Below are 16,167 nucleotides of genomic sequence, written 5' to 3' on the forward strand. Positions count from 1 at the left end.
GCGCGGTGTCCTGAAGATCGTGTCAACTGCCGCTGGCAACAGGCGAGTTCCGGACAACCATCCGGCCCCGGTTTTCTTTCTCCGGGACCGGTGCGCCCTTGTCCGGCACCCCTTCGGAGGCTCAGGCTGGGACCCGGGACCGATGGACGGTCCCAGGCCCGAGCGGGCCCTGGAGGGGGTGGAGCGGATGTCATCGACCGCGTGGGAGTTCACGGACGACCGCGGGAGCGTGGTCCGCGCGGCGCGGCGGCCCGAACGCGTCGTCGCCTACGTACGTGCCGGAGCCGCGCTCCACGAGTACGGGCTCACCCCGGCCGGCATCTTCGGCTCGGGCCATGACGGCGAGCAGGTCGATCCCGTCAAGGCGGGCGGCCTCCCCTCGGACGTGCCCTACCTCGGTGCGGGCAAGACGCTCGACGAGGAGGCCCTCGGCGCCGTCGCGCCCGAACTCGTCGTCGACGTCACCTACGACGACCACTTCGCCTACGCCGTCGACGAGGGCGTCGCCTCGGGCCTCGGCGTGCCCGTCCTCGCGCTCTCGGTCGCGGGCGGCACCCCGCTCACGAGTCTCGTCGCCCGCTTCGCCGCCCTGGCCGAGGCGCTCGGCGCCCCGGCGGACCCGGCGGCGGGGGACGACCTGGCGCAGGCCCGTGCGGCGGTACGTACCGCCGCCGCCCGCACCGGCGCCCCGCGCGTCCTCGTCCTGTCGGCCGCGGGGACCGCACAGGTGCACCTCGCGCGCCCCGGCACCTGGCCCGAACTGCGCCAACTCGCCGAACTGGGCGTCGACCTCGTCGATCCAGGGCCCGGGCCCGGCCTCAACTGGCTCACCACCGACTGGGAGTACGCGGCGGGACTCGGTGCCGACCTCGTCCTCGCCGACGCGCGCGGCAACGCCGTCCCCCCGGGGGACCTCGCCGGCGTCCCCGGCTGGACCCGTTTGACGAGCGGCCGCCCGGTCACCCCCTGGAACCCGGAACTGGCCCCCGCCCCGCGAGCCACCGCCCACTTCCTGCGGGACATCGCGGCGGCCCTGACGGGCTGAGGGGCCGGGCCGGGGCCGCCGGGGGCTCCCGCACCCGAGTACCTCGTCCGTATCCCTCCGGCGCGTCCCGTCCCGCCCCCGCCGGGTGGCCCCTAGGGTCCCCGCACATGCGCGTACTCGTCACCGGCGGAGCCGGTTTCATCGGACGTCACCTCGTGGCCGCTCTCGCGGACCGCGGCCACGAGGCCCTCGTCCTCGACGCCCTGCTCCCCGCCGTCCACCCCCACGGCCGTACCGTCCCGCCACCCCGCGCCGCCGGGCTCGTCCACGCCGACGTGCGCGATGCCGCCGCCGTCGCCGAGGCCCTGCGCGGCATCGACGCGATCAGCCACCAGGCCGCCATGGTCGGCCTCGGCAACGGCGTCGCCGACGCCGCCGACTACGTCGGCTGCAACGACCTCGGCACCGCCGTCCTCCTCGCCGCCGCCGCCCGCGCGGGCATCCGCGCGCTCGTGCTCGCGGGCTCGATGGTCGTCTACGGCGAGGGCCGCTACACCTGCGCGGCGCACGGACTCGTACGCCCCGGACCGCGCGCCGAGGCAGACCTGCGCGCCGGCCTCTTCGAGCCCCGCTGCCCCACGTGCGGCGCGGCCCTCGCGCCCGGCCTCGTCCCCGAGGACGCGCCCGCCGACCCCCGCAACGTCTACGCGGCGACGAAGCTCGCGCAGGAACACCTCACCGCCGCGTGGGCCCGTGCCACCGGCGGCAGCGCGGTCGCCCTGCGCTACCACAACGTCTACGGTCCCGGGATGCCCCGCGACACCCCGTACGCGGGTGTCGCCTCCTTCTTCCGCTCCGCGCTCGCGCGCGGCGAGGCACCCCGCGTCTTCGAGGACGGGGCGCAGCGGCGGGACTTCGTGCACGTACGGGACGTCGCGGCGGCCAACGTCCGCGCGCTCGAAGCGCTCACCGCGTCCGCCACGCCCCCGGGCGGCCTCACCGCGTACAACACGGGCAGCGGCACCCCGCGCACCCTGCTCGCCATGGCCCGCACCCTCGCCACCGCCTGCGGCGGACCCGCGCCGCTCGTCACGGGCGAGTACCGCCTCGGCGACGTACGGCACATCACCGCCGACTCCGCGCGCCTGACGCGCGAGCTGGGCTGGCGCGCCGAAGTCCCCTTCGCAGAGGGAATCGCGGAGTTCGCCAGGGAACCGATGCGCGAGCCGACGAGCGCGGCGGCCGGGGGCTGAGGCGTCGCGCAAGGCGGGTGGGGCTGCCCCCGACGCCGCCCCACCTTCCTCCGCTCCGCGTTTCGCAGGGCCGCGCTGCCTGATTCGTGGCAATTGTCTTCGTACGGTGTGCCCATGAACCACCCCACCCCCACTCCGCTCGCCGCTCCCCGGGCCACCCCGCCCGCCCCCGTCGATCTCGTCCTGCCCTGCCTCAACGAGGCCGCCGCGCTGCCCTGGGTGCTCGGCCGCGTCCCCGAGGGCTGGCGCGCCGTCGTCGTCGACAACGGCTCCGACGACGGCTCCGCCGAGATCGCCGCCGCGCACGGCGCGCACGTCGTCACCGAGTCGCGGCGCGGCTTCGGCGCCGCCTGCCACGCCGGACTCGAAGCGGCGACCGCGGACCTCGTCGCCTTCTGCGACTGCGACGCCTCCCTCGACCCCGGCCTCCTGCCCGCCTTCGCCGCACGCGTCTCCTCGGGAGCCGCCGATCTCGTCCTGGGCCGCCGCAGGCCCGCGCGCGGCAGCTGGCCCCTGCACGCCAGGCTCGGCAACGCCGCGCTCGCCCACAGCCTGCGCCGCCGCACGGGACTCGACCTCCACGACCTCGGGCCCCTGCGCCTCGCCCGCCGCACCGCCCTGCGCGAACTCGCGCTGAGCGACCGGCGCAGCGGCTACCCGCTCCAGATGGTCGTGCGCGCGGCCGAGGCCGGCTGGCGGGTCGAGGAGCGCGACGTCCCGTACCTGCCGCGTACCGGCGCGTCGAAGGTCACGGGGACGTGGCGCGGTACGTGGCAGGCCGTGCACGACATGCGCCGCGTGCTCGCCGCCGCCGGAACGGAGGCCCGGTGAACGCCGCCGTACCCGCCGCCCGCCCCGTCCCCTCGGACCTCACACTCGCCGTCATCGCGAAGGAACCGCTGGCGGGGCGCGTCAAGACGCGACTGTGCCCGCCCTGCACGCCCGCCCAGGCGGCCGGCCTCGCGCGCGCCGCGCTGCACGACACGCTCGCGACCCTCGCCGCGCTTCCCGCGTGCCGCCGCGTCCTCGCCCTCGAAGGCCGGCCGGGACCGTGGCTCCCGCCCGGCTTCGAGGTGATCCCGCAGGTGCCCGGCACGCTCGACGTCCGCCTCGCCGCCGTCTTCGGCGCCTGCGAGGGACCCGTGCTCCTGCTCGGCATGGACACCCCCCAGGTGGACGCCGCCGCGCTCGCCCCCGTCCTCGCCCCGGACGCCTTCGCGCACCACGAGGCGTGGCTCGGGCCCGCGAGCGACGGCGGTTTCTGGGCGCTCGGGCTCGCCGCCCCGTCCGCGCTCCCCGTCCCACGCGCCGCACTCCTGCGGGGCGTTCCCATGTCCCGCCCCGACACCGGCGCCCGCCAGCACGCGCGCCTGCACGCCGCCGGACTGCGCACCGGCACCCTTCCCACCCTCACCGACGTCGACACCGCCCCCGACGCGCTGAGCGTCGCGGCCCTCGCCCCGCACTCGCGCTTCGCCGCCGCCGTCGATGCCCTGCCCGAGGGCCTCCTGACGTCCTGTACGACCACGGGGAGTCACTCATGAGCGCCCCGCCGCGCGTCCCGCACACCCGCCCCGAGCCCGCCGCACCCCAGCCCGCCGCGATCCAGTCCACCGCGCCCGCGCCCACCGCCTCCGAGCCCAAGCCGATCGCGCCCGAGCCTGTCGCGCCCGACCCCGTCGCGCCCGAGTCCGTCGCGACGGAGGCGCAGGACTTTCGCGAGGAGCACGCCTGGAGCCGCTGCGACCCCTGGAGCGCGGCGCTGCGCTCCGGGCGCGGCCCGCTCTACCTGCACCGCGAGGACGGCACCCGGCACCCGCTCGACATCGAGCGCTGGTGCGCCGCTCCCGACGCGGCAGACCGCACCGTCATCGACCGCTGCCGCGACAGCGTCCTCGACATCGGCTGCGGCCCCGGACGCTTCCTCGTCGCACTCGCCGAACGCCGCCTCACCGCCCTCGGCATCGACGCGAACCCGCACGCCGTCGCCCGCGCCGTGCGGGCGGGCGGGAGCGCGCTGTGCCGCTCCGTCTTCGCGCCGCTGCCCGGCACCGGCGGCTGGCACACCGCACTCCTCGTGGACGGCAACATCGGCATCGGGGGCGACCCGCCCCGGCTCCTGCGCCGCATCGCCGAACTCGTCCGCCCCGGTGGCACCCTCCTCGTCGAGACCGCGGCGCACGCGCTCGACGAACGCCTCAGCGTCCGCGTCGGCGACGGCCGCGGCGCCCACGGCACGCCCTTCCCCTGGGCCCGCCTCGGCAGCACCGCGCTGCTGCGCCACGCGGAGGAGACGGGCGCGTGGACGGGCGCCGGGCAGTGGGAGGCCGGTGGCCGCCGCTTCGTGGCGCTGCGCCGGAACTGAGCGGCACCCCGTTCGGTTGAGACGGGTACGGGCCCGCGCCGCGCCGCACGGCGTCGCGCCCGTACCCGTGCTCGCCCCGCGCGCAGGGCGAACGCGCGGGGCTGAAATCATGGCGCGGCACCACCGCCGCGAGGCGCCGGCCGCCGCCCGGCGCACCTGAACCCCGAAAGGACGTGCCCCGATGGCACTCTTCGCCGTCGTCTACGCCTACCCCGCGGGCAGCGAGGCCCCCCGCGACACCCACCGCCCCGCCCACCGCGCCTACCTGGGCGCGCTCGCCGACCGCGGGCTCCTCCTCGTCTCGGGGCCGCTCAGCAACCCGGCGGGCGAGGGCGGACTGCTCATCCTCCGCGCCGACTCGGCCGAAGAGGCCCTCGCCCACACGGAGCAGGACCCCTTCCGGCTCCAGGGCCTCGTCGAGAACATCACCGTGCACGAGTGGAAGGCGGCCGTCGGGCCGCTCGCGGAGAGCTTCGGGGCCTGAAGCCGAGGGTCCCCTCCGCGCAGGTAGGGGTACGGGGCCGCTCGGCACCTTCGCCGTCGGCCCCGTACCCGTAGGGCGCCTCAGGTGGCGATCGACTGATCGCCCGTCGCCGGGCGGCCCCAGCGGTAGATCAGCCCCGTCAGGACCACGCCGAGCGCGAAGATCGCCGACGACCACCAGAACGCCACCGTGAAGCTGTGCAACTGCGCCTGCGCGAGCACGAGCTTCGTGGGCCGCTTGCCCACCACGTAGTTCGTCGCCGCCGTCGTCGCGAGCGTGTTGAGCAGCGAGGTCCCCACCGAGCCGCCCACCTGCTGGCACGTGTTGACCATCGCGGAGGCGACCCCCGCGTCCTGCGGGCGCACGCCCGCCGTCGCCATGTTGAACGCCGGGGCGAAGATGAGGCCCACGCCGAAACCGGTGAGCAGCAGCGGCGCCAGGATGTGGGCCGCGTACGAACTGTGCAGATCGAGCCCCGTGAGCCACGCCATGCCCCCGGCCGCGAAGAGCATCCCCGGCGGGACGAGCGGTTTCGGCCCCGTCCGCGGCAGCACCGCGTTCGTCACCACGACGGACATCACGATCATCACGCCGACCATCGGGAGGAAGGCGAGCCCCGTCTTGATGGGCGAGTAGCCGAGGATCTGCTGCAGGTAGTACGTCAGGAAGAGGAACACCCCGAAGAGGCCCGCGCCCGCGAGGAAGATCGCCAGGTACGAGGCCCCGCGCTGCCGGTGCATGACCACGCGCAGCGGCAGCAGCGGGTGCGCGGTGCGCCGCTCGCGCAGGACGAAAAGCAGCAGGAGCACGGCGCCGCCCACGAGGAAGCCCCAGGTCTGGGACGAGCCCCAGTGGTGCCGCTCCGCGTTCGAGAAGCCGTAGACGATGCAGAAGAGGCCACCGGTCGCGAGCACCGCGCCCGGCAGGTCGAGGCCGGGCTGCTCCGCGGGGCGCCCGCCCGAGATCAGCCGCGCCGCGCCCACGAGCGCGAGCACCGCGAAGAGCAGGTTCACGTACAGGCACCAGCGCCAGTCCAGGTACTCGGTGAGGATTCCCCCGAGGAGCAGCCCCACCGCGCCGCCCGCGCCCGCGATGGCCCCGTAGATGCCGAACGCCTTCGCCCGCTCCTTCGCGTCGGTGAACGTCGTGGTCAGCAGTGAGAGCGCGGCGGGCGCGAGCATCGCGCCGAAGACGCCCTGCGCGGCGCGCGCGACGACCAGCATCTCGAAGCTCTGCGCGGCACCCCCCACGGCCGAGGCGGCGGCGAAACCGATGAGCCCCGTCAGGAAGACGATCTTGCGTCCGATGAGGTCGGCGAACCGCCCGCCGAGCAGCAGCAGTGAACCGAAGGCGAGGGCGTAGGCGGTGATGATCCACTGCCGGTTGCCGTTGCTGAAGCCGAGGTCCTTCTGCGCGGAAGGCAGCGCGATGTTCACGATGGTCGCGTCCAGGACCACCATGAGCTGAGCGGTCCCGATGACCGCGAGCACCCACCAGCGATGCTGCTGGGCCCGGTTCCTGACGACCTCGTGCTTCGCCTCGCGCTGCGCGCGCCGCCCCCCGTTCCCCTGCCCCCCGGCCCCTCCGCCCCGCCCTCCGCTCGAATCCCCGCCGCCTTGGTCGGCCGGGCCATCGGATCGGTGTTTCATGGTCTTCAGCCCTTCGACGCTCCGAAATATCACGTTAGGTGCGATATTCACCGGTAGCGAGCGGGGTGGGCCGTACGAGGAGGGGACCGGTCAACGGTGAGTCGCAGGGATACGCCGACGCGCCCGACGCGCTCAGTCCCCGCTCGGCTCCCGCACCACGAAGCAGTCTCCCGCGTGGTCGTCCACGACCCCGGTCGCCTGGAGGAACGCGTACGTGATCGTCGTCCCGACGAAGGAGAAGCCCCGCTTCCTGAGGTCCTTCGCGAGCCGGTCGGAGAGGTCCGTACGGGCCGGTGGCAGGGCGCCGCGCGCCCGGTGCCGCACCACGGGCCGTCCGTCCACCCACGACCACAGGTACGCGTCGAAGGAGCCGAACTCCTCGGCCACCGCGAGGAACGCCCGCGCGTTGCGCGGCAGCGAGGCCACCTTGAGCCGGTGCCGCACGATCCCGGCGTCCCCGAGCAGCGCCTCCAGCTTCCCCGGCCCGTACTCCGCGACCGCCTTGACGTCGAAACCGTCGAGCAGCCGCCGGTAGTTCTCCCGCTTCGCGAGCACCGTCGACCAGGAGAGCCCGGCCTGCGCGCCCTCCAGGACCAGCATCTCGAAGAGATAGCCGTCGTCGTGGGCCGGACGGCCCCACTCGCGGTCGTGGTACTCCGTCATCGCCTCCGAAGTGCCCTGAGCCCAGGCACAGCGCCGCACCGCACTCACACCCGCACCCCGAGCAGCGCGCACAGCTCGGCCTCGTTCCCCGCGAGCCCGGCGGCCCGCAGCGCGGCGTCCGCCTCCGCCATCGGTCCCGCGAGCAGCGCCGCGGCGGCGGGCGCCGTACGCGGGTCGGCGAGGACCGCCCGCGTCGCCTGCCGCAGCCGCAGGCAGGCCCGCGCCGCCCGCACCCGGCGCTCGTCCGCCCTGTCCCGTACCGTCACGACACGCTCCCCGTTCTCACGGCGCCGGCCCCGTGCCGCACGCCCGCCCCCAGCGTGCACCACCCCACTGACAACGCCCCCTGATCAGCCGTCGCGCGCACCGGCGGCGCCACCCCGGGCACCCGTCCGGCGGGGCGGAACCGGCCGGGTGGTGCCAGGGTGGAGGGGGACGGAGGCGGCAACGGCTCCGTCCCGGTCAGCGGGCTGCCCGGACCGCCCCACGCGTCCGGCCCGCCCCGCGGGCCCGCACCGCTCCGAGCCAGGGAGGAACCCCTCATGTCCGATTCACCCCTCGTCGCCGTCCTCGGCACCGGCATCATGGGCACGGGAATGGCCCGCAGCCTGCTCCGCGAGGGTCTCACCGTGCGCGTGTGGAACCGCAGCGCGAACAAGGCGCGACCGCTCGCCGAGGAAGGGGCGGAACTCGCCGCCGATCCCGCCGCCGCCGTGCGCGGCGCCGATGTCGTCCTCACCTCCCTCAACGACGGCACGGCGGTCGCCTCCGTCATGGAGCAGGCGGCGGAGGGACTGCGTGCCGGACAGCCCTGGCTCCAGGCGTCCACGGTGGGCCTCGCGGCCACGGCGACGCTCGCCGAGAAGGCCGCGGCACACGGCCTCGTCTACCTCGACAGCCCCGTGTCGGGCACGAGGGAGCCCGCCGAACAGGGCACGCTGATCGTCCTCGTCTCGGGTGACGAGGCGGCACGGCCCGCCGTCGCGCCCGTACTCGACGCCATCGGGCAGCGCACGGTGTGGGCGGGGAGCGAGCCGGGCGACGCGACCCGCCTCAAGCTCGTCGTGAACTCCTGGCTCGTCAACCTCGTCAGCTCCGTCGCCGAGTCCCTCAACGTGGCCGACGCGCTCGGCGTGGACCCCCGCCTCTTCCTCGACACGGTCACGGGCGGAGCGCTCGACAGCCCCTACCTCCAGATGAAGGCGGACGCGCTCCTGAAGGGCGAACTCGACCCCAGCTTCGCGCTCTCCACGGCGCTGAAGGACACCCGTCTCATCCTGGAGGCCACCCGGTCGAGCGGCGCCCGTCTCGACCTCCTCGACGCCACGGCGGCCCGCTTCGCCCGCGCCCGCGACGAGGGGCACGGCGGCCAGGACATGATCGCGACGTACTTCGCCGGGCGGCCCGACGGGGACTCCTGACCTTCCGGGAGGCCGGGGCGCCCGCGAGGCGAGAGCCGCACCACCGAGCGCTCGCCCCGCACCTCGCGGGCACCCTCACTCCGGCTCTCGGCGCCCCTCCTCGGGGCGCAGCCCCAGCGCGTCGAGCAGCCGGGCCAGGTCGTCGGCGTCCCTGGCCCGCGCCGCGAGCGCCCCGCGCGCCCTGCGCCGCTCCGCCGCGAGGGCGGCGCCCAGCGTCTCGGCCTCGTGCCGCTCCAGACGGTCCCTGTCACGCTCGTCGTGGCTCATCGCCACAGTGTCCCCGCCCCGCCTCGGCCTCGCCCCCCGAAGCGGGGCCGACCGGGGAGCCCTTCGAGGCCGGGCCCCTTCAGCGCCCCACCTCGTCCAGGGACTCCCCGTTCTCCAGCCGCGCCCGCACCCGTACGGCCCCGTCCTCCGGCGCCCGCACGGCGAACGTCGTCCCCGCGTGGGTGCCCGAGACGGCGCCGCTCGTCGTGAGCGCGGAGACCCGGCGGCTGCCCGCGCCGAGCGCGTACCAGTGGCCCCGCGGGGACTTCCAGCGCGCGCCGGCCACGACGTGCTGCCCGAAACGGCTGCACGCCGCCGTGTCCGCGGCGCGAGCCACGACGTCGACGGGGGCCGCCGGGCGCGCCGCCGGGGTGCGCAGCGAGAGGAACACCTCGCCGCGCCCCGCCCACGTGTCGGCGCGCGTGCACGCCCACACCGCCTCGCCGCCGCCCTCGGGGAGCCGCTGCGCCGCGAAGTCCCACGTGTTGACGGCCCGTACGCCCTGACCGCGCAGGCCTGCGAGGCGGCAGCCGAGCCGCGCCCACGTCACGAGCGCCTCGGAGCCCGTGGCCTCGCGCGGCTGCCTGGCCGGGGCACCAGCGCCGGGCGGCGGCGTGTAGGTGAGGTGCACGGGGGAGAGGGCGCCGAGGTCGGTGAGGAGGAAGGAGTGCTTCTCGACGATCCGCGCCGAGGAACGGAACTGCGCGACCGGCCAGCTGCCGCAGCCGCCCCCGGCGGGCGGCTCCGGCAGGGGAGAGGTGATTCCGTCCTTCGACACGCCCAGGGCGCGGGCCGGGGTGTCGGGGCGCAGCAAATCCCGGGTCGCGGACTCATCGATCCAGGGCGCCGTGAGCCAGCGCGCGCCCGCCTTCGAGCGGTGCAGGACGAGCGCGGCGGCCGTCGTCACGTCCGCGTCGTCCACCCGCGCCACCTCGAACGCGGTGCCATTCCCCGCGCCGTTCCCCGCGGCGGGCTCCGTGTAGCGCGCGACACGGTCGCCGTCGTGGAAGAGGACGACCGCGTCGCCCTCCACGTCCCCCGCGAACAGCAGCTTCGGCGAGCCGGTCGGCGCGCCCGCGGGCGTCCCCGGGGTCCGGGCGAAGGCGATGCCCGCCGCGCGACCGGTCCGCCCGTCCTCGCCGAGCGCGCCGCCCGCGCGCGCCCAGGCGTTGAGGGCCTTCGCGAGCAACTCGGTGTCCTTGGCGCGGGCACCGCGCGTGGGCCACGCGGTGAAGTCGACGCGCGAGGTGTCGTCCCAGGCGGTACGGGTCCGGGCCACGACCCGCTCCGGATCGAGCGCCCCGCTGCCGTGCGGCACGGGCGCCGGCCCCGTCAGGGGCGTGGCCCCCGAGCCGACGAGCCCGAGGACCGTGCCCGTGACGACGGCGGCGGTCCCCGCGAGCAGCCCGAGCCGCACCCGGTGCCTGCGGCGGAGCAGGTCGGTCGGGCGCGTCCGTACGGAGGAGGGGTCGAACTCGTCGGAGCGCACCAGGGTCTCGGCCGCGCCCCGCGCCGCGTCGGCGAGCCGAGCGGCGCGCTCCCGGGCCCGTGCGGGGTCGGGGACCCCGAGGCGCACGAGGACGTCGTCGACTCCCTCGGAGGGCAGTTCGTCGAGCGTGGCGAGGACGAAGGCCGCGCGCGTCGCGCCGTCCGCCTGCCCGAGCGCCTGGTCGAGCGCGACCTCCTCCGTGCCGCCCGCGCGCGGGAAGAGCCGCAGCCCGATCACGGTGGGCAGCCCGGGGCGCAGCGCGCGCGGCGGGGGCAGACGGTGCGGCCACCAGGAGGGGCGCCGCTCGTGGCGCAGCGCCTCCCGCAGGACCTGCTCGCGCACCCAGGCGTACCCGGGCCGTTCGTGGGCCCCGCGCGGGGCGGGGACCCGGCGCGGCGCGGGGCGCAGCAGCCGCGTCCCCGTGCCCGGCAGGGCCCGCTGCACGATGCCGTGCGCGGTGAGGACCCTGCGGTGCCGGGTGAGCGAGGTGGGCAGGACGAGGTAGGTGAGCCGTACCAGACGTGCGTACCGCTCGACGAGGGCGGCTTCGGCGAGGTCGAGGTCGATCCGTTCCCCGGCGGTGGGGGAGGGCCGCGAACGCGTCGGCATGGGGGCGCCTTTCGAGTGACGGGGCATGGGGCGTGGTGCACTCCGTCAAACGAGTGATGTGTGTGACAGTCACATCTCACGTGCGCTACGGGGCGTTGGCGCCCCCTCGCGCACGAGCCGGGCCGCCGTCTTCTCCACGCGCGAAAGGAGCGCGGTGGCCGTCCGCTCCCCGCGTGCCCGCAGGTCCGCGTACCCGTGCAGGCCCAGGTCGGCGAGCACGTCGCGGAAGCCGGGCAGCAGGCGGCGGTGGGTCGCCGGGGCGTCCGCGGCCAGGACGGTGTGGCAGCGCGCGAGCGTCGCGACGATCCAGAACACCGCCTCGCGGTGCAGCCCCCGCGCCACGAGATCCGCGCTCCCGTCCACGGCGACGGGCCTGGCCTCGGGCCGTAGGTCGGCCGCGTAGGGGAACGGCGTGCGCACCGGGACCGCGGACGTCGCGTCGAACGTCTCCGTGAGCACGGCCAGGTGCGCGGTGACGCGGGCCCGGTCCAGGTGGGCGCAGCCGAGCGCGCCGAGCAGGTCCTCGTACAGCCCCTCGTCCGGGCCGGGGACGAGGACTTCGCGGACGGCCGGGTAGCGCAGCCGGATCGTCGGGTTGCGCAGCGCGGCGACGAGCGGCACGTGCGCGGTGACCCCACTCGGGAAGAGCCACGCCGTGACCTGTTCGTGCCAGGGCGCGTCCGCCGCAATCGCCGCGAGCCCGCCCCGCACCCTCCCCGCCGCGTGCGCGCAGCGGCGCAGGACGTGCTCCGGGCGGGCGAAGCCGCGGGCGACGTCGGCGACGAGCGCCGCGAGCCGTCCGTCCGGGTCGGCGATCAGGGTGTCCGGACGGGCCAGCGGCGGCGCCAGGTGGTAGTCGCCGAGCACCGTGTGCGCCGAGGCGAGCGCCGCCCACGGCTCGTACGTGACCTCCAGGAGTGCCCCCAGGTGCCGGAACTTGCCCGGCTTCGGCGGCGGGCGCGGCGTGTCGAGTACGAGGACGAGGTCGATGTCCGCGTAGGGCGAGAGCTCCGCCGCCGCGTCGAGCCCCACCGTCGAGCCGCTGAAGTACGCCCCCGCGAAGCCGGGCAGCGCGCGCCCGTGCCGTGCCACCCAGTCGTGGGCCGCTTCCCTCGCCCTGCCGACGCGCACGGCTCCCCCTTCCGGCGAAAATCCACAGGGTAGCGGGCGCGGCGCGGACCCGCCGGGAGTCTCCCCCTCGGCGGTGGGCAGGGACTGCTGGGGGAGAATCGCCCCTGTCGCGGACCTTCCGCATTCCATGCGGGCACCGAGCGGGTCGGACAGGTCAGAACGAGAGAGGCGGCATTCATGCCACAGCAGGTTCAGGGCGTCATCGCGCGGGCGAAGGGGGCTGCGGTCGAGATCGCCACGATCACCGTCCCCGACCCCGGGCCCGGCGAGGCGGTCGTACGCGTCCAGGCGTGCGGGGTCTGTCATACCGACCTCCACTACCGGGAGGGCGGGGTCAACGACGAGTTCCCCTTCCTGCTCGGCCACGAGGCGTCCGGGATCGTCGAATCGGTCGGCGAGGGCGTCACCGAGGTCGCCCCCGGCGACTTCGTGATCCTCAACTGGCGTGCGGTGTGCGGCGAGTGCCGGGCCTGCGAGCGCGGCGAGCCGCAGTACTGCTTCGACACGCACAACGCGAAGCAGCGCATGACGCTGGAGGACGGCACCGAGCTGACCCCGGCGCTCGGCATCGGGGCCTTCGCCGAGAAGACCCTCGTCGCCGCCGGGCAGTGCACCAAGGTCGACCCCGAGGCGTCCCCGGCCGCCGCCGGGCTCCTGGGCTGCGGTGTCATGGCGGGCATCGGCGCGGCCATCAACACGGGCGGGGTCACGCGCGGCGACTCGGTCGCCGTGATCGGCTGCGGCGGCGTCGGCGACGCGGCCGTGATGGGGGCCCGTCTCGCCGGGGCGTCGAAGATCATCGCCGTGGACGTCGAGGACCGCAAGCTGGAGACCGCCCGCAAGCTCGGCGCGACCCACACGGTCAACTCGCGCACGACCGACCCGGTCGAGGCGATCCGGGAGCTGACCGGCGGCTTCGGCGCCGACGTCGTCATCGAGGCGGTCGGCCGTCCCGAGACGTACGAGCAGGCCTTCTACGCCCGCGACCTCGCGGGCACCGTCGTCCTCGTGGGCGTCCCGACCCCCGAGATGCGCATCGACCTGCCGCTCATCGACGTCTTCGGGCGCGGCGGCGCGCTCAAGTCCTCGTGGTACGGCGACTGCCTGCCCTCGCGGGACTTCCCGATGCTCATCGACCTCTACCGCCAGGGCCGTCTCGACCTCGACGCCTTCGTCACCGAGACGATCGCGCTGGACCAGGTCGAGCAGGCGTTCACAAGGATGCACGACGGCGACGTGCTCCGCTCGGTGGTGATCCTCTGATGGCCGTACGGATCGAACACGTCGTCACCTCGGGCACCTTCTCGCTCGACGGGGACACCTGGGACGTCGACAACAACGTCTGGCTCGTCGGCGACGACAACGAGGTCCTCGTCATCGACGCGGCGCACGACGCCGAGGCGATCGTCCGCGCGGTCGGGGACCGGCACGTCGTCGCGATCGTGTGCACCCACGCGCACGACGACCACATCGACGCGGCGCCCGCGCTCGCCGAGGTCACCGACGCCTCCGTGCTGCTGCACCCGGAGGACGTGCCGCTCTGGAAGCTCACGCACCCGGGGATACTGCCGGACGGCGAACTGGCGGACGGTCAGGTCCTCGGTGTCGCCGGTACGGAGCTGACGGTGCTGCACACGCCGGGCCACTCGCCCGGCGCGGTGTGCCTGTACGCTCCCGCGCTCGGCACGGTCTTCACCGGGGACACGCTCTTCGCGGGCGGCCCCGGCGCCACGGGCCGTTCCTTCAGCGACTTCCCGACCATCATCGAGTCGATCCGCTGGAAGCTCCTCGGACTGCCGTCGGGGACCGAGGTGCGCCCCGGGCACGGGGAGAGTACGACGATCGGCGCCGAGGCCCCGCACCTGGACGAGTGGGTCACGCGCGGCTATTGAGATCCGGAGCGTCAGCCGGCCTCGCGCGCGGGGTGCGGGTCTCCTTCCGCCTCGGGGGACCCGTGCTCCGCGCGCAGCGCCCTCGTCTCGCTCTTCAGGATGCGCAGTGACCTGCCCAGCGCTCTCGCGGTGTCGGGCAGTTTGCGGGAACCGAAGAGCACGACGACCACGACAAGAAGAATGAGGAGGTGCCAGGGTTCGAGTCCGTTGCGGATCATGATCGCCTCGTTCGGGGTCGGGGAGAGCCGGGGGCCGGGCAGCGCGGGCCCCCCGGGAAACTTGCTACATTGCGCAACTGTACAGCCGTGGGTGGAGCCGGTCAGGGGGCCGGCCGACCGTGGGGAACGAGCCACTGAGGGGTACGTGCATGACTCGCAAGGAACCGGCGCAGGGCGGAGCGTCCCCCCGGCCGGGAGGACGGCGGTCCGAGGCCCGGCGGTCCCGCGCGAAGGGCCGCTCGCGGCTCCTCAAGGGGCTCGGCGTGCTCGCCGCCTTCGCCGTCCTCGCCTGCGGCGGCTTCGGCTGGGTGTGGCTCAAACTCAGCGGTGACATCGGCACGTTCAGCCAGGACGGGGTGGCCAAGGAACGGCCCGACGACACCGGGCCCGGCGAGAACATCCTCGTCATCGGCTCCGACACACGCTCCGGCAAGAACAAGGAACTCGGCGGCGGCGAGGGCGACATCGGCCGCTCCGACACCGCCTTCCTGCTCCACGTCTACGCCGACCACCGGCACGCCGTCGCCGTCTCCGTCCCCCGGGACACGCTCGTCGAGATCCCCCGCTGCCGCCTGCCCGACGGAAGCTGGAGCGAGCCCCAGCCCAACACGATGTTCAACGCGGCGTTCACCGTGGGCCAGACCGAGAAGGGCAACCCCGCCTGCACGCAGAACACCGTGGAGAAGCTCACCGGGCTCCGCGTCGACCACACCGTCGTCGTCGACTTCAACGGGTTCTCGGAGCTGACCTCGGTCGTCGGCGGCGTCCCCGTCTGCCTGCCCAACGACATCTACCAGCGCGACCTGAGCCCCAAGCGGCCCACGCGCGGCGACCTCGTCTTCCACGAAGGGCTCCAGAAGGTCTCGGGGCAGCGCGCACTCGACTACGTGCGGCTGCGGCACGGGGTCGGCGACGGCTCCGACATCGGCCGCATCAAGCGCCAGCAGGCCTTCGTGTCGGCGCTCCTGAAGAAGGTGAAGGAGAAGGGCCTCACGCCCACCAAGCTCCTGCCCCTCGCCGAGGCGGCGACCGGCTCGATGACCGTCGACCACGGCCTCGGTTCCGCCGACAAGATGCTCTCCTTCGCCCTCTCGCTCAAGAACGTCGACCTGCACAACACCAAGTTCGTCACCGTCCCCTGGCGGTACGAGGGCGAGCGCGTCGCGATCGTCCAGCCCGACACCGACCGGCTCTGGGCCGCGCTCAAGGCCGACAAGCCGCTCGCCGGCGCGGAGAAGAAGCCGAAGTCCGCCGAGACGAAGAACGGCGAGAAGGGCGCGGACAAGAGCGGCGAGCCCGTCACGGGCGCCGGGATCACCGTCGCGATCCGCAACGGCACCACCGTGCCGGGACTCGCCGCGAAGGCCGCGGGCATCCTCGGCACCGGCGGCTTCACGGTCGCTTCGACGGGCAACGCCGACGACCTCACCGCCACCACCACGACCATCGGCTACGGACCGGGGGAGGAGAAGTCGGCCACGACCACCGCCCGCTGGTTCCCCGGCGCGAGCCTCACCGAGAGCGACACGCCCGGCATCACCGTCACCCTCGGCCGCACCTACGCCGACGATCCCGCCTCGGCCCCCACGGCGCCCCAGTCCTCCGCTCCCACGAAACCCGTCGGCTCCGACGCCCGCTCGGCCGACGAGAACCCCTGCGAGGACCTCTCGTACGGCTGACCGCGGGCCGCCCGGCGCGGACGGGCCTTACGCGGACGGGACGCCTTACGGGGACGCGGCCT

17 protein-coding genes are annotated in these 16,167 nt (G+C 75.1%); 10 read left to right on the plus strand and 7 right to left on the minus strand.

Translation table 11 applies throughout. The features are described 5' to 3' along the window. Positions 1-142 precede the first annotated feature (142 nt). From ACIP4O_RS16120 to ACIP4O_RS16145, 6 genes are all read left to right on the plus strand, one after another. Positions 143-1,045, plus strand: a complete 903-nt coding sequence (locus ACIP4O_RS16120) for an ABC transporter substrate-binding protein (protein ID WP_401575071.1) — start codon at positions 143-145, stop codon at positions 1,043-1,045. Between the two features lie 107 nt (positions 1,046-1,152). After that, the gene (locus ACIP4O_RS16125) at positions 1,153-2,238 is read left to right on the plus strand and encodes an NAD-dependent epimerase/dehydratase family protein (protein ID WP_401575072.1); all 1,086 of its coding nucleotides are present in this window, start codon (positions 1,153-1,155) and stop codon (positions 2,236-2,238) included. Between the two features lie 114 nt (positions 2,239-2,352). Next, the gene (locus ACIP4O_RS16130) at positions 2,353-3,069 is read left to right on the plus strand and encodes a glycosyltransferase family 2 protein (protein WP_401575073.1); all 717 of its coding nucleotides are present in this window, start codon (positions 2,353-2,355) and stop codon (positions 3,067-3,069) included. Next, positions 3,066-3,782, plus strand: coding sequence for a DUF2064 domain-containing protein (locus ACIP4O_RS16135; protein WP_361333991.1), 717 nt, complete (start codon positions 3,066-3,068; stop codon positions 3,780-3,782). Before ACIP4O_RS16130 ends, ACIP4O_RS16135 begins: the two co-directional genes overlap by 4 nt. Further along, positions 3,779-4,603 (plus strand): class I SAM-dependent methyltransferase, encoded by an 825-nt coding sequence (locus tag ACIP4O_RS16140; protein ID WP_401575075.1) that lies wholly within the window; start codon positions 3,779-3,781, stop codon positions 4,601-4,603. Before ACIP4O_RS16135 ends, ACIP4O_RS16140 begins: the two co-directional genes overlap by 4 nt. Positions 4,604-4,784: 181 nt before the next feature. Beyond that, positions 4,785-5,087 (plus strand): YciI family protein, encoded by a 303-nt coding sequence (locus ACIP4O_RS16145; RefSeq protein ID WP_361333986.1) that lies wholly within the window; start codon positions 4,785-4,787, stop codon positions 5,085-5,087. Positions 5,088-5,167: 80 nt separating this feature from the next. Here ACIP4O_RS16145 and ACIP4O_RS16150 read toward each other — a convergent pair whose 3' ends face one another. From ACIP4O_RS16150 to ACIP4O_RS16160, 3 genes are all read right to left on the minus strand, one after another. Then, complete coding sequence (locus ACIP4O_RS16150; protein WP_361333984.1) at positions 5,168-6,736, minus strand: MFS transporter; 1,569 nt, start codon at positions 6,734-6,736, stop codon at positions 5,168-5,170. 132 nt (positions 6,737-6,868) lie between these two features. Beyond that, a complete protein-coding gene (locus tag ACIP4O_RS16155; RefSeq protein ID WP_401575076.1) occupies positions 6,869-7,471 on the minus strand; it encodes a DNA-3-methyladenine glycosylase I in 603 nt (200 codons plus the stop codon). Next, positions 7,444-7,665, minus strand: coding sequence for a hypothetical protein (locus ACIP4O_RS16160; RefSeq protein WP_361333981.1), 222 nt, complete (start codon positions 7,663-7,665; stop codon positions 7,444-7,446). The genes ACIP4O_RS16155 and ACIP4O_RS16160 overlap by 28 nt, the downstream gene beginning before the upstream one ends. Positions 7,666-7,941: 276 nt before the next feature. Here ACIP4O_RS16160 and ACIP4O_RS16165 point away from each other — a divergent pair, with 276 nt between their 5' ends. Further along, a complete protein-coding gene (locus ACIP4O_RS16165; RefSeq protein ID WP_401575077.1) occupies positions 7,942-8,820 on the plus strand; it encodes an NAD(P)-dependent oxidoreductase in 879 nt (292 codons plus the stop codon). A 75-nt stretch (positions 8,821-8,895) separates the two neighbouring features. Here the strand turns inward: ACIP4O_RS16165 and ACIP4O_RS16170 are convergent, their stop codons facing one another. The 3 genes from ACIP4O_RS16170 to ACIP4O_RS16180 form a co-directional block, all read right to left on the minus strand. Next, positions 8,896-9,087, minus strand: coding sequence for a hypothetical protein (locus tag ACIP4O_RS16170; protein WP_361333975.1), 192 nt, complete (start codon positions 9,085-9,087; stop codon positions 8,896-8,898). A gap of 79 nt (positions 9,088-9,166) precedes the next feature. After that, the gene (locus tag ACIP4O_RS16175; RefSeq protein WP_401575078.1) at positions 9,167-11,185 is read right to left on the minus strand and encodes a hypothetical protein; all 2,019 of its coding nucleotides are present in this window, start codon (positions 11,183-11,185) and stop codon (positions 9,167-9,169) included. A 69-nt stretch (positions 11,186-11,254) separates the two neighbouring features. After that, positions 11,255-12,316: a hypothetical protein gene (locus tag ACIP4O_RS16180; protein WP_401575079.1), complete on the minus strand. Its 1,062-nt coding sequence runs from the start codon at positions 12,314-12,316 to the stop codon at positions 11,255-11,257. Between the two features lie 177 nt (positions 12,317-12,493). Here ACIP4O_RS16180 and ACIP4O_RS16185 point away from each other — a divergent pair, with 177 nt between their 5' ends. Both ACIP4O_RS16185 and ACIP4O_RS16190 read left to right on the plus strand, forming a co-directional pair. Next, the gene (locus ACIP4O_RS16185) at positions 12,494-13,579 is read left to right on the plus strand and encodes an S-(hydroxymethyl)mycothiol dehydrogenase (RefSeq protein ID WP_361333966.1); all 1,086 of its coding nucleotides are present in this window, start codon (positions 12,494-12,496) and stop codon (positions 13,577-13,579) included. Further along, a complete protein-coding gene (locus ACIP4O_RS16190) occupies positions 13,579-14,208 on the plus strand; it encodes an MBL fold metallo-hydrolase (protein ID WP_361333963.1) in 630 nt (209 codons plus the stop codon). The genes ACIP4O_RS16185 and ACIP4O_RS16190 overlap by 1 nt, the downstream gene beginning before the upstream one ends. An 11-nt stretch (positions 14,209-14,219) precedes the next feature. On the opposite strand, the gene tatA is transcribed toward ACIP4O_RS16190, so the two are convergent. After that, positions 14,220-14,426: a Sec-independent protein translocase subunit TatA gene (tatA, locus tag ACIP4O_RS16195; RefSeq protein ID WP_401575080.1), complete on the minus strand. Its 207-nt coding sequence runs from the start codon at positions 14,424-14,426 to the stop codon at positions 14,220-14,222. Positions 14,427-14,575: 149 nt separating this feature from the next. On the opposite strand from tatA, the gene ACIP4O_RS16200 reads away from it, so the two are divergent. Further along, positions 14,576-16,105 (plus strand): LCP family protein, encoded by a 1,530-nt coding sequence (locus tag ACIP4O_RS16200; protein ID WP_401575081.1) that lies wholly within the window; start codon positions 14,576-14,578, stop codon positions 16,103-16,105. Positions 16,106-16,167: the final 62 nt, after the last annotated feature.

Source organism: Streptomyces sp. NPDC088923 (assembly GCF_044749745.1).
Classification (GTDB): Bacteria; Actinomycetota; Actinomycetes; order Streptomycetales; family Streptomycetaceae; genus Streptomyces.